At 46.4% G+C, this 13,480-nt stretch carries 12 protein-coding genes; 2 read left to right on the plus strand and 10 right to left on the minus strand.

What is annotated here, in order from left to right; genetic code table 11:
* Positions 1–71 precede the first annotated feature (71 nt).
* From BAZ21_RS03105 to BAZ21_RS03115, 3 genes are all read right to left on the minus strand, one after another.
* On the minus strand, positions 72–803 hold the full coding sequence (locus BAZ21_RS03105) for a response regulator transcription factor (protein ID WP_010349065.1): 732 nt from the start codon (positions 801–803) through the stop codon (positions 72–74).
* Between the two features lie 129 nt (positions 804–932).
* Complete coding sequence (gene pnpS / locus BAZ21_RS03110; protein WP_068496940.1) at positions 933–2,735, minus strand: two-component system histidine kinase PnpS; 1,803 nt, start codon at positions 2,733–2,735, stop codon at positions 933–935.
* 110 nt (positions 2,736–2,845) lie between these two features.
* Complete coding sequence (locus tag BAZ21_RS03115; RefSeq protein ID WP_068496942.1) at positions 2,846–3,715, minus strand: SDR family oxidoreductase; 870 nt, start codon at positions 3,713–3,715, stop codon at positions 2,846–2,848.
* Between the two features lie 238 nt (positions 3,716–3,953).
* Here BAZ21_RS03115 and BAZ21_RS03120 point away from each other — a divergent pair, with 238 nt between their 5' ends.
* Positions 3,954–5,042, plus strand: coding sequence for a low temperature requirement protein A (locus BAZ21_RS03120; protein WP_068496944.1), 1,089 nt, complete (start codon positions 3,954–3,956; stop codon positions 5,040–5,042).
* A 119-nt stretch (positions 5,043–5,161) separates the two neighbouring features.
* On the opposite strand, the gene BAZ21_RS03125 is transcribed toward BAZ21_RS03120, so the two are convergent.
* From BAZ21_RS03125 to citZ, 4 genes are all read right to left on the minus strand, one after another.
* Complete coding sequence (locus BAZ21_RS03125; protein ID WP_068496946.1) at positions 5,162–5,575, minus strand: hypothetical protein; 414 nt, start codon at positions 5,573–5,575, stop codon at positions 5,162–5,164.
* Positions 5,576–6,127: 552 nt separating this feature from the next.
* Positions 6,128–7,069, minus strand: coding sequence for a malate dehydrogenase (gene mdh, locus BAZ21_RS03130; RefSeq protein ID WP_068496948.1), 942 nt, complete (start codon positions 7,067–7,069; stop codon positions 6,128–6,130).
* A 15-nt stretch (positions 7,070–7,084) separates the two neighbouring features.
* Positions 7,085–8,380: an NADP-dependent isocitrate dehydrogenase gene (gene icd, locus BAZ21_RS03135; protein WP_068496950.1), complete on the minus strand. Its 1,296-nt coding sequence runs from the start codon at positions 8,378–8,380 to the stop codon at positions 7,085–7,087.
* Between the two features lie 151 nt (positions 8,381–8,531).
* Complete coding sequence (gene citZ / locus BAZ21_RS03140) at positions 8,532–9,644, minus strand: citrate synthase (protein WP_068496953.1); 1,113 nt, start codon at positions 9,642–9,644, stop codon at positions 8,532–8,534.
* Between the two features lie 345 nt (positions 9,645–9,989).
* Between citZ and ytvI the strand changes: the two genes are divergently transcribed.
* Positions 9,990–11,108, plus strand: a complete 1,119-nt coding sequence (gene ytvI, locus BAZ21_RS03145; protein ID WP_068496955.1) for a sporulation integral membrane protein YtvI — start codon at positions 9,990–9,992, stop codon at positions 11,106–11,108.
* Between the two features lie 26 nt (positions 11,109–11,134).
* Here the strand turns inward: ytvI and BAZ21_RS03150 are convergent, their stop codons facing one another.
* The 3 genes from BAZ21_RS03150 to pelA all read right to left on the minus strand — a co-directional run bounded on the left by BAZ21_RS03150 (position 11,135) and on the right by pelA (position 13,392).
* Complete coding sequence (locus BAZ21_RS03150; RefSeq protein WP_010349074.1) at positions 11,135–11,533, minus strand: FxsA family protein; 399 nt, start codon at positions 11,531–11,533, stop codon at positions 11,135–11,137.
* A complete protein-coding gene (locus BAZ21_RS03155) occupies positions 11,530–12,048 on the minus strand; it encodes an acyl-CoA thioesterase (protein ID WP_068496957.1) in 519 nt (172 codons plus the stop codon). The genes BAZ21_RS03150 and BAZ21_RS03155 overlap by 4 nt, the downstream gene beginning before the upstream one ends.
* Before the next feature lie 132 nt (positions 12,049–12,180).
* Positions 12,181–13,392, minus strand: a complete 1,212-nt coding sequence (pelA, locus tag BAZ21_RS03160; protein ID WP_068496959.1) for a pectate lyase — start codon at positions 13,390–13,392, stop codon at positions 12,181–12,183.
* Positions 13,393–13,480 lie beyond the last annotated feature (88 nt).

Here is a 13,480-nt window from a genome sequence, read left to right on the forward strand (position 1 = left end):
TTGATTGTAACGTCTATGTTTGTTAACGGAGTGTAAAATCACAAATTGGACACAAAAAAAACGCTCCTCATTTATAGCAAATGAGAAGCGCTTCTTTTTTTATTTACAACCAGTTTGTACCCTACTCCGCGGATCGAATCAATATGAACGGAGTCGGGATCGAGCTCCAGCTTTTTGCGTAATGAGCTGACATGTACATCCACCGTCCGTTGACCGCCAATGTAGTCAAAGCCCCACACCGCGTTCATCAGATCATCCCGAGTGAGTACCACACCCGGCTTACGGGACAAATAGAGAAGCACCTCGAATTCCTTGGGCCTTAAGCTGATGGACTGACCTCCAAGAATGACTTCATATTTTTCAGGGTAAATCTCCAGCTCGCCCAACTGAATTTTGGAGCCGTCCTTCTGATCGGACAGCACACCTTCATCCCCACCGGATGTTCTTCGCAGCACAGCGGTTACACGGGCCAGCAGCTCAGAAACGCCGAAAGGCTTGGTGATGTAATCATCCGCACCCGACTTCAGACCCTGAACAACCTCGGCTTCACCATTTTTGGCTGTTAAAATAATGATTGGCGTCGTCAGTCCCTGATGGCGTAGTCTGCTCAGGATATCCAGTCCATTCATACCGGGCAGCATCAAATCCAGCAGAATCAAATCATAGGACTCTCTGGAGGCTTTTTCAAACCCTGCACTGCCATGATCCTCCGTATCCACTTCGAAACCTTCCTGTATCAAATTGTAGGATAGCAGTCTGGCAAGCGTTGGTTCATCCTCAATAACCAGCAAGCGTTGTCCCATAAAATAACTTCATCTCCTGTTTACCTGTTAAAGGCGCATTGGTCAAAATTCCGAAATCTTTTCCATACTCATGCGACACTCGTTTATTTTATCACGACATTGTTAACAGAATGTAAAAACAATTATAGTTCATTCTTCCTGTTGCAATAATGGCAATTCAATCGTAAATGTGGTACCCATGCCTAGCTCACTTTCCACCGAAAGCGTTCCATGATGCAGGTCAACCAGATGCTTGACAATGGACAATCCCAGCCCCGTTCCGCCCGAGTTGCGCGAGCGTCCTTTATCTACCCGGTAAAAGCGCTCAAAGATACGTGGCAAATCCTTTTTCGGAATCCCGATGCCTGTATCGCTGACCGTAAATACTACTTTTTCCGTGTTGTTCTCGCGCTGCACTGTCACAACCTTGACCTTCACCTTGCCGCCGTCCAGTGTATAATTGATGCCATTAGACAAAAGGTTCAGAAAAATCTGCTGGAGCTTATCTTCATCCGCCTCCATAAACAGTTCATCCGGAACATCCATATGCAGTGTAATTCGTTTTTTAGCAGCTACATTGTTCAGTTTCTCCAGCAATGATTCAACGAACGACGATACGTGCACTGGAGAGCAATCCAGCGGAGAACGCTTGGACTCGATTTTGGACAGGACCAGAATGTCGCCGATCAGCCGATTCAGCCGTTCACTTTCATCATAAATAATTTGTAAAAATGAACGGGCTGTCTCCTCATCCTTAACCCCGCCGCCAAGCAGCGTTTCGGCAAAGCCCTTGACCGCGGCAATCGGTGTTTTTAGCTCATGAGAAACATTCGCCACAAATTCGCTCCGCATATTTTCCAGTCGGCGAATCGCCGTAATATCCTGCAACAGAAACAGCATCCCGCGGTATCCGCCATCATCCTCGTACATAGGTACACCATCCAGCAAAATCAGTCGTTCCTCGGGATTGTACAAATGCACCTCACCATGCAGCCTCTCACGGCTTTGTATACTGCCCTCAATCAGCTTGGTGAGCTCGTAATGCTTCTTTAGCTCATGGTACGGTTTATCTGTCACCCGTTTACCCACGACACCAAGCATCCGCTCAGACTCACGGTTTACAAGCGCAATGTGCTCACTGGCATCAATCATCAGAATTCCACCGGTCATATTGCTCATGACGCTCTGGAGTAAATCCTCGTTATCACGGATTGTTTTCATTTGGTTTTGGAGACTGTCTGCCATGCGATTAATGGCTTCCCCCAGTTGTCCCACCTCATCCCTACGCTGTACGCCCACCCTGGCGTCATAATCCAGTCCGGAAATACGATTGGCAACACCCGTAATATGTTCAATGGGTGAGGTCAGGCTGCGGGCGATACGATAGCTGACCAGCCCGGCAGCGAGGAACAGCAGTACGAGCCCAATTCCAATGGCCGTCCAGCCGCGTTGTACCCCCTCCTCTACCGCTTGCAGGTTCATCGACAAACGGATATATCCGTCAAAGCCCTTATCCGACACCACAGGCTCTGCAACGTACAGCATGTTTCGCTGCAAGGTTTCGCTGTAGCGTATCGTGCGTCCAATTCCCTCTGTCGAGGCTTGCTGAATTTCTTCGCGGGATGCGTGGTTTTCCATCTTGCGCGGATCACTTAACGAATCGCCGACCACCGTCCCGTCCTTGCGAATGAAGGTCACCCGCGATTCCGTCAGACGGGCAATTTCCTTCGCCTTTTCGGAATAATAAGACACATAATCTGTGCTGGAAAGAGCGTCTGCATTGACAAAAGGAAATGTAGCGCGAAGCAGGTCGATCTCCCGCCCCATGTTCTCCTCAAGCACCTTCATGTTTGAATTTTTAAAAATTTGTCCCATCGTAATTCCCGCAGCAAGGACAGATACACCAATCAAAATCAGCATGATCAGGGTAAGCCTGAAACGAAACGATTTCATAACATATGCCCATCCTTTATGTAAGTTAAGTCCCATTCTACAGGCTACCTGCTTTTTGTTCCACTGCTAAAAAGAAAAAGGTCAGGGCATACACTGCCCCAACCGTTTGCTTATCCGTTAATGATTTCACCGCCGTTGATATGAATAACCTGTCCGCTTACATAAGAAGAGTCATCTGAAGCAAGGTACACATAGGCTGGCGCCAGTTCTTCCGGCTGACCCGGACGCTTCATCGGCTGCGCTCCACCAAACTCGCTGACGGTTTTGGCATCGAACGTGGACGGGATCAGTGGTGTCCAGATCGGACCGGGTGCTACAGCATTCACCCGAATGCCCTGTTCCACCAGATTGAGTGAAAGCGAGCGAGTGAATGTCGTAATCGCCCCTTTGGTGGATGAATAATCGATGAGCGTTTTGTTTCCGGCATACGCAGTAATCGACGTTGTGTTGACGATGGCGCTTCCTTTCTTCAAATGCGGCAATGCCGCTTGCGTGAGAAAGAACATGCCGAAAATATTCGTGCGGAAGGTGCGCTCCAGCTGTTCTTTGGTGATATCCTCCAGCTTCTGCTGCGGATGCTGCTCTGCCGCATTGTTCACGACGATGTCAAGCTTGCCCAGCTCGTTAACCGTCTGTTGAACCGCCTTTTTGGCAAATTGATCATCTCCGATATCACCGGGGATCAGCACGCATTTGCGTCCCTCCTGTTCTACCTGACGCTTCGTTTCTTCCGCATCCTTATGCTCATTCAGGTAGACGATGGCTACGTCAGCACCCTCTTTGGCATACGTCACGGCTACAGCCCGCCCAATTCCACTGTCTCCGCCAGTAATAATCGCAACTTGGCCTGTCAGTTTGCCAGCCGCTTTGTAAGTCGGCTTTTCAAATTGAGGTGCAGGCGACATTTTCGACTCGATTCCCGGTTGCTGTTCTTGATGCTGTGGAGGCAGGGTTTGCTGGGTTTGGTTGCTTTTTGTCATTATGAATTCTCCTTTCAAGATTGGATATCATTTAGAATGCAACATTTGCATCCACTCTACTCCTGATTTACCCATCAGCTTTCGGAATAAACGAAATAGATGGTTATGATTCGGAGAATATTTAAAAAATAAGGGGTATCCCATCAACTTCTGGTCTGCTAGACTATGGGTGGCACCGTGTATACGGATAGCAAAAAAGAGATTCAGAGAAAATAGCATAGGGGGTTTATTAAACAAAATGCTGGAAAAAAAAGTGACTTGGCTAGAGCTTTTTTATGACTTGCTCTTTGTGGCCGCTGTTTCCAAAGCCACTCATGTTTTACTGCATGTGGAGCACGGTAGTATTGCGATCGAGCATTTGGCCAAGTTCGTTCTAATTTTCATTCCCATTTGGTGGGCTTGGGTGGGACAGAGCGTTTATAACAACCGTTATGGTCAAGACACGACAACACATCGGATCTTCATGATCCTGGAACTATTTTTTGTTCTGATTATGACAGCCAGTCTGGATGCAGATTTTGACGCTAATTACGCACCATTTCTGATTGGATATATCGGGCTAAGGGGCTTAACTGCGATTCAATATTTGGTATCAGCTCAAAGAGAAAAGCATCACAGGCAGGAGACTGCACGCTTCTTTGGAACCTACTTCTGGCTTGGAATCATCATCTCATGCTGCTCCATCTTTTTTGATTCACCGCTTCGATATGTCATTTTATATGCAGGTATTGCGATTGACATCCTTGTTCCATTAATAGGCCGTAAAAACCTGGTGAAAACGCCAATCCATACAGCACATTTATTAGAGCGCTTTGCGTTATTCACTTTGATTTTACTGGGTGAATCTGTTGTCAGTATGTTATCTGTGTTAAAATCCGATAAATTCACCCCTGCATCCATTGGTTTCGCGGCTTTGGCCTTTGTATTGGTCATTGCGATTTGGTGGCAATACTTCGAAAATGTAGAAAAACGTATCGATAAGACAAAACAAACGGCAGGACAAACGATCATCTACGGCCATTTATTCATTTATTTCTCACTCAGCATGATTGCAGCTTCCATACAGCTCTTATTTCTGGAGCAATTGGCGTACCTGTTTATCCTTTGTTTTACTTTTGCCTCTGTTTTGATTTACTTCTTATCCGTCATGCTTGTATTCCATCAGTATCGGTTTCATCATCTCAAGCCAAGCTTCAAGAAAATGCTTTTATTATTGGGTCTGTTATGTATCTTGTTCATCTTCAATCTCGTTATTGTGGTCTCTCCTCACCTCATCGTAGCTGAACTCATGTTGTTTTTTATCATTTTTGCCAAAGCAACTGCATGATGTGACCGGGATTAGTGAAACTCGGCGATGCAGCTTGATATATCAAAATGGCCTGCGCTCAAGAGCACAGGCCATTTTATTGCAATTCAGGACTTCGTAAAATCCGTTCACTTATACTTTTAAATAATGTGACTGTACACCATTAAAAATGTGATCAGGATCAGGAATACTGCGAGCAATGTACTGAATGTACGCATTTTGCCAATATAGCCGTTAATCGGCTGATTATTGCGGAGTGCTTCCAGCGCCAAACGTAATGGCTTGCCCATAATACCACCAATGGCGGAAATAGCCAAAAACAGTACAAGCACGATGATGATCCATGCCACAGAATATGGACCGCCAATGGTCAAAAATATACCGCTAACCAGCAGTAGTATGAGCGCAAATTGGGCGATACGGTTCAAGAGCTGAACAGCCGACACCATACCTTCCTGCGCTGCGGGTGACAGGCTTCCGATCTTGCCCACTAAAAAGGGCAGCACCAGATAAAAGCCCAGTGCCAATGTTCCGATCATGTGTAGAAAAAACATTCCTCATTACCTCCGGTTTCTTGTTCAATTGTTCATTTAGTCTTTAAGTGAGGATTTTGCAAATCCTCAAGTGTTAATCGATATGCACAAAGCTATATGAAACTCAAATCTATTATATCGGGCAAAAGGGACAAAGAGAAGCGGGAAAGTTTCAGATTGGGGGGCTTGAGAGGCTCCGCGAACGAAACGTTGCTACCATCGCTGTTGTCTCCGGATTTTTTGAATATAGCTTTATGGTAAAAATCCGGAGACAAAGGCGAGCGCTTACGCTTGTCCGCAATCGTTCCGTCCGCTCCGCTGATGCCAGCAAACCCAATCTGAAATTTCAGTAAGCTGAAAAACTACTATATAAGCCGATCTTGAAAAATGAACATAAAAACGGAGTAGGCGGAATGGTGCTGTACAAGCGAAGCGGTGGCGATGGGAAGCACCATCCGCCTGCGGAGTGGCACGACAGGTAACTTTTAAAATCAAAAAAGGTGCCCCGTAGCCATGATTATGACTTGGAGCACCTTTTTCACAAATGTATACGATTTTAGTAGATAACCGTATTTAGACGTTGACTACTTTAACTACACTGCGTACCGCTTCAGCAGATTGATCCAGTGCAGCTTTCTCTTCGGCTGTCAATTCCAGCTCGAACACCTTTTCGATCCCATTGCCGCCGAGAAGGGTCGGTACACCGAGGAACAAGTCCTGATAGCCATACTCTCCCTGTAGATAGGCAATGACCGGAATGATCCGTTTTTTGTCTTTGACAATCGCTTCAGTCATCTGCGTTAAAGAAGCTGCCGGGGCATAATACGCGCTACCATTACCCAACAGGTTCACAATCTCACCACCGCCAACACGTGTCCGTTGTACGATCGCTTCGATACGTTCCTGCGGAATCAAAGTTTCGATAGGGATACCACCGACGCTGGAATAGCGTACCATCGGCACCATATCATCACCGTGTCCCCCCAAAACGAAGCCGCGCACGTCTTCAACGGATACGTTCAACTCCTGTGCGATAAAGGTACAGTACCGCGCTGTATCCAGCACACCCGATTGACCGATAACCCGATTTTTCGGGAAACCAAGCGTTTGGTATGCCGTATAGGTCATCGCATCGACCGGATTACTCAAAATGATGACGATGGAATCCGGTGCATACTTCTTAATGTTCTCGCACACGGATTTAACGATTCCTGCGTTGGTATTGACCAAATCGTCACGACTCATACCCGGCTTGCGTGCAATTCCGGCTGTAATGATAACAATGTCTGAATTGGCTGCATCCTCATAGTTGGAAGTACCTGTGACCAGGCTGTCAAAACCCTGTACCGGACCGGCCTCCAAAATATCGAGCGCCTTGCCCTTGGTCGGATTCTCAAGTTGCGGAATATCAATCAGCACGACATCGCCCAGCTCCTTTTGAGCCAGCATCAATGCAGTAGTGGCACCGGTAAAACCGGCGCCAACAATAGATATTTTTTTTCGTTGAATGGTCACGTGGCATTCCCCTTCCTACAGGTTACTAATAATAGTATCTGCAAATTCGGAGCATTTTACTTGTGTAGCGCCATCCATCAGACGGGCAAAGTCATACGTTACGATTTTCTGATTAATGGACGTTTCCAGCCCTTTATAGATCAGGTCAGCTGCTTCCTTCCAGCCCAAGTGCTCAAGCAGCATGACGCCGGACAAAATCACAGAACCAGGGTTCACAACATCTTTGTCTGCATATTTTGGCGCTGTGCCATGTGTAGCTTCAAAGATAGCATGCCCAGTTACATAGTTAATGTTCGCGCCTGGGGCAATACCGATTCCACCGACTTGAGCAGCCAAGGCATCGGACAAATAGTCCCCGTTCAGATTCAGCGTAGCGATCACATCAAATTCGGACGGACGTGTCAGCACTTGTTGCAGTGCAATGTCAGCAATCGCATCCTTGATGATGATTTTGCCTGCATCTTCAGCGGCTTTTTGAGCTGCATTAGCCGCATCTTCACCGTCTTTTTCCTTGATGGCATCATATTGAGCCCAAGTAAATACTTTGTCTGCAAATTCTTCCTCGGCTACTTCATAACCCCAGTTTTTGAAAGCACCTTCGGTAAATTTCATAATGTTGCCTTTGTGTACAAGCGTTACACTCTTGCGTCCGTGATCAACAGCGTACTGAATAGCTGCACGCACCAAACGCTTGGAACCTTCGGAGGAAACCGGCTTGATCCCGATACCGGAGGTTTCAGGGAAACGGATTTTGTTCACACCCAGCTCTTGCTGGAGGAACTGAATGACCTTTTTCACATCTTCGGAGCCTTCGGCATACTCGATACCTGCGTAGATATCTTCTGTGTTCTCACGGAAAATAACCATGTCTACCAGTTCAGGCCGTTTTACCGGAGAAGGCACACCGTCGAAGTAACGAACAGGACGCAGACATACGTACAGATCCAGCTCCTGGCGCAATGCCACGTTCAAGGAACGAATGCCACCGCCAATAGGTGTCGTCAGCGGGCCTTTAATAGCTACAATATACTCACGAATGGCTTCCAGGGTATCGTTAGGCAGCCACTCCCCGTAGGTATTGAAGGCTTTTTCGCCAGCAAATACTTCATACCAGGCAATCTTTTTGGTGCCGTTATATGCTTTATCTACAGCCGCATCCAGTACGCGCTTGGATGCTTTCCAAATGTCGCGTCCTGTGCCGTCACCTTCGATGAACGGGATAATCGGATGGTTCGGAACCTGTAGTTGACCGTTATCAATTGTAATCTTTTCACCTTCAGTTGGGAGCTCAAACTTTTCAAATTTCACCATAAGTTCCTTTTCCTCCTCAGATATAAATGGGTACAGGGCGAAAGACGTGATCGTTATCACAGACAAAAACGTTCATTTTTCGCCGTCCCCTTTATTGTACCTTATTTTTTAAATTCAGGATATACAGCCTCAATATTCCTTGGACATACGATTAGCGCAACTCTGGAGAAACATATTTTTGATCCATTGGTCCTGTATACTCGGCACGCGGACGGATCAGACGGTTATTTTCGTACTGCTCCAAAATGTGCGCGGTCCACCCGGATACACGGCTCACCGCAAAAATCGGCGTAAACAAGTCTCTCTTGATACCCAGCTGGGTATAAACAGACGCAGAATAAAAATCCACATTCGGTTTCAAGCCCTTTTGCCCTGTCACAATTTCCTCAATGCGAACCGACATATCGAACAGCGTGGTGTCACCGTTCATTTGGCCCAGTTCACGGGACATTTTGTGCAGGTGCTTGGCACGCGGATCACCGTTTTTATAGACACGGTGCCCAAAGCCCATGATTTTTTCGCGGTTATCCAGTTTGGCCTGGATATACGAGTCCACCTGATCCAAACCGCCAATTTCCTCCAGCGTTTTGGCAACAGCCTCATTGGCTCCGCCATGCAGCGGCCCTTTTAAAGCGCCAATGGCAGACGTAATCCCTGAATAAATATCCGACAATGTAGCTACCGTTACGCGCGCAGCAAAGGTCGAAGCATTTAATTCATGATCGGCATGCAGCACAAGGGCCTGATCGAACGCTTTGATAGCCGTCTCTTCCGGATCCTTGCCAGTGAGTTGATACAAAAAGTTTTCAGCGATGGAAACACCTTTTTTAGGCGCAATCGGCTCCAAGCCCTCGCGTATACGCGCTATGGCTGCCACAATGGTGGGTAATTGCGCCTGAAGCTTGACGGCTTTGGTCACATTGGACTCTCTCGACATATCATCCGCCTCTGGATCATACAAAGCGAGAGACGATACGGCTGACCTCAAGGCGGCCATCGTGCTCAAATCCTTCGGGTACAACTTTAATTGAGTAACAATTTCCTCCGGAATAGCTGCATATTCGCTTAATTGGTTGCGAAGCTCCTGCAATTGCGCTTGATCGGGAAGTTTTCCAAACCACAGCAAATAAGCTACCTCTTCAAAATTGGCGTTAACAGCCAAATCATCAATGTTATAACCCCGGTACGTGAGAACGCCATCTACGATAGAGCTTATGGAGGAAGTAGTTGCTACAATTCCTTCCAGACCTTTAGTCGCTGTCATCGTTACATCTCTCCTTTGTAAAAACATTGTGAGCGGACTTGCAATGTAAACATTTTCAAAAGTAAGATACGCCTCTTAAATAGCTAAGTAATGTTAACGCCATATGTCAATATTTAAATCTTCTTTTACTATACTGGATTTTGTCGTTTATGTGAACATTCAGGGCTATTCTGACACATTTAAATGTTTTATCGCTTCTATAAAGAATTTTTTGAAACCCCTTACATTTTTTAAAAGTTCATTTGCACTTTTTTACACAGGTCTTGTCTCCCCCCCTTTCGGCATATGTATAACAGAGTACTTATTTTGTGGAATACCATTGTAAAAGAAAGGAGCCGTGAGAGCTTGAGCCGATTGATCCTGAACCGCGTATTTCGTGCTCTGTGGGTCGCAATCGTAATAGTAGCTCTGGTGTTAGGCATATACGTGCTGTTCCCGCTCGTGTATCCTTTTCTGCTAGCCTGGCTTGTAGCCTATGCCATGAACCCGCTGGTTGGCTTTCTGCGTACAAAGATCCGCATGCCGCGTTGGATGGCTGTCACGGTCTCATTGTTTGTATATTTAGGCGGAATCGCAATTGTTATGTCTGCAGCGATAACCCGAATGGTTCGAGAGGTCATTAAGCTGACCATGACGTTTGATGGGCATATTGAGCATTTTAAAAGCCTGTTCATCGACTGGACTCAGAGTGATTTGATTCAAAATGTAATTAACGAAATCAACCACTTCATTCGCGATAATCCGGATTACCAGCATACTATTAATAGCAATATTGACAAAACGACTCAAACGGTCAGTTCGGCCGTCACTACGCTGGTCGCCCAATTTTTTAATGGCATTTTGAACTTGCTGACCTCTCTGCCTAATATGGGGGCGGTGCTCATGGTGATTGTATTAGCCGCCTTTTTTATCAGCAAGGACTGGAACCAACATAGCCGGATACTCTCCAATGCGATTCCAGATACGATTCGCAAGCCATTATCGGGTATATGGCACGATCTGCGCAAGGCACTGTTCGGCTATTTGCGAGCACAGTTTATTATGATCTCTATTACAGCATTAACAGTCATTGTTGGACTATTCATATTACGTGTGGAATCCGCCTTTACCATCGGTTTGATGATCGGACTGGTGGATTTGCTACCTTATTTGGGGGTAGGCATAGTAATGATTCCGTGGATACTGTATGCCTATATGTCAGGTAATTTGGCATTAGGGGTAGGATTATCGATCCTCTATATCATTCTGTTGGTTGGACGGCAGATTGTGGAGCCCAAGGTGCTAGCCAGCAGCGTGGGTTTGAACCCGCTTCCCACCCTCATCGGCATGTTCATCGGGCTCAAGCTGTTTGGCGTTTTGGGGCTGATTATCGGTCCTGTATCACTCATAATCGTCGATGCCCTGAATCGCGCGAACGTCATTCAGGACTTGCGCAACTATATTCTTGCCGGAAGAGTGCGCTAAACAGGTAGGAACAACAGTCGCTTACGTCAAAACCGCCGAAACGTTATACTGCCGTTTTTCATTTTTTTCTCCAGCCACTTCAATAAAAAGCGCCGGTACAGCGCACGTGTTAAAGGAAATACCAGCGTAAAACCAATAATATCGGTTAAGAATCCGGGGATAAGCAGTAAACTTCCGCCGAAAAAAACACATAACCCATCCAGCATTTTACGGCCGGGTACTTGCCCCCGGTTCATTTCATGTTTCGCATCGGCAATCACCTTGCGACCTTCAAATTGCATCATGGCTGCACCAATCAGGGTCGTCAGAATGATGAGCAGAATCGTTTTACCCGCTCCAATCCAGTGACTTACCCATATGAACCCGTACAACTCTGCCAAAGGAATGAGCAGCAGCAACAGCCACAGGCGCTTACGCATCATCATGATTTCTTTCCCTCCCCGCCTGTAAAAGCAAAGCTTAACGCGGTATACAGCTCAGGAAGCGCCTGATCCAGCCGTACGGGCTTCCATTCAGTATTTACCCATGCATGGCGTGTCGTCCCCGTGACGAGCAGCTCTCCCGGCAGCGTGTCTGCCTGTGTCCACACCTTTCCAACATTGTTTTGAAGCTCATCAGCCGCTACACGCCGAACCTCATAGGTATAATTTAGCCGCAGTCTGGAGAAGTCCGTAATGGCTGTATAAACAGTAATCATGTCATCATACCTGGCAGGGCTTCCATATTTCGCATTGATTTCAAGAACTGGCAGCAAAACTCCCCGTTCCTCCATGCTCCGATAGTTAAAGCCTGCCTGACGGATCATATCGGTACGCCCAATCTCAAACCAGTTCAAATAATTCGCATGATACACGACCCCCATCTGGTCTGTTTCCTGATAACGGACACGTAGCGGTGTACCATACCAGTGTAATTCCGTTTGCTTCTCCTGTTGAGTCATACTAGCTCTCCTAACTTGTGAATCTTTATCTCTATTTTGCCCTCTCTCCATTAAACCATATTTACAGCCCGGGAACAAAAAGAGGGCCGACCGAATGGTCTGCCCTCTCAACTATGGTTAAATGATCTCTTATTATTTAGGCAACGGCTTGGACAATTTGTAATATCCGCTTTCCGAAGCCGCAGCCAACAGACTTTTTGCCTGGCTTCCTGCCCAAGCATAACCGAGCCGTCTCTCCTCACTGATTTTCATGATATCTGTATACTTTTTGCCATCTCGGTCAGAGAAGAAGTACTTATTATCTTCCACATTGTAGAATCGATACCATATGACGCTTGATGCATCCTTTTTGAAAAAATCCGGACCTTTACGATTGTAGCTGATACCGTCGATCCGATTCGTGTCAAGCCATTTCAAGGCACTCTGTGCCGCCTTTTTCACCTCAGCCGTTTGCGGCTGGGACATCAAGAAGGCCGTAATGCCTACCGATTCCGTCGTTGTTTTGGATGGAAGCTCATATGCTCGGGCCCCAACAGATTCATAAGTAAACGGATCATGCTGTGCTCCCCAGATCGTTGGTGTGCCATTGTTTACAATTTGGGCTTTAACCGTATACTGTACGCCTTTATTAAGAGCCTGCTGGAGTCTGGAGCGATACGTATTATCAAGAATATCGCTATCAAACGGCTGCTTCTTGTTCACAATGTCATCAGCCAGTACCATAACTCTAACCATTGCATCATCGTTGAAGGTTGCGGCATCAGAATAATTACCACGTTTAGGGTATACTTGCGGCCAGGCGCCGGAGGAATATTGAGAGGTTAGAACGAAGTCAACTGCTTTTTGTACGCTGTTCTTAATGTCTTTATTTTTTGTTTTTTTGTATACATCCGCCAAGAAGCGAATTTCGGTTGTCGTGGCTTCATTATCAAATGTCCCGAGCTCGACACCATCCTTGCTCTTCCAGGTAGAGCGTGCAGTCTTGCCATTCCATTTGGATTTATAATTCTTTTCCATCGCTTTGAAGAATCCGCCGTGCGGCATTTGCCACGATACAATATTCAAGGCAAGTGTAGTATCCTTGGCTGTATTCCCCGTAGAAAATTTACTAAAATCACGATACTTGTCCAGCAAACTGCTTGCACTTACGCTAGCGAGTGGAGCAACAGCGCTTTTGTAAACGGCGGCTGTATCACCGTACACTTCTTGGGTAACATTCACTCCCGTATCAGCTGCATCCTGCTCCGCTGCCGCCCATGTAGGGTTAATAAGTCCCGTTGTTACTGTAATCGCTATTCCTGAAAGGGCGATCCATTTGACAGATTCTTTGACATTAAACCTCATTTCAAACCTCTCCTTTAATGTGATTGTAGTGCTTCAAAAACTATTAAACACATGTATTATATGAAAATATACCCAAATAATCAATATA

The sequence above is a fragment of the Paenibacillus kribbensis genome, assembly GCF_001705305.1.
GTDB classification, from domain to species: Bacteria; Bacillota; Bacilli; order Paenibacillales; family Paenibacillaceae; genus Paenibacillus; species Paenibacillus kribbensis_B.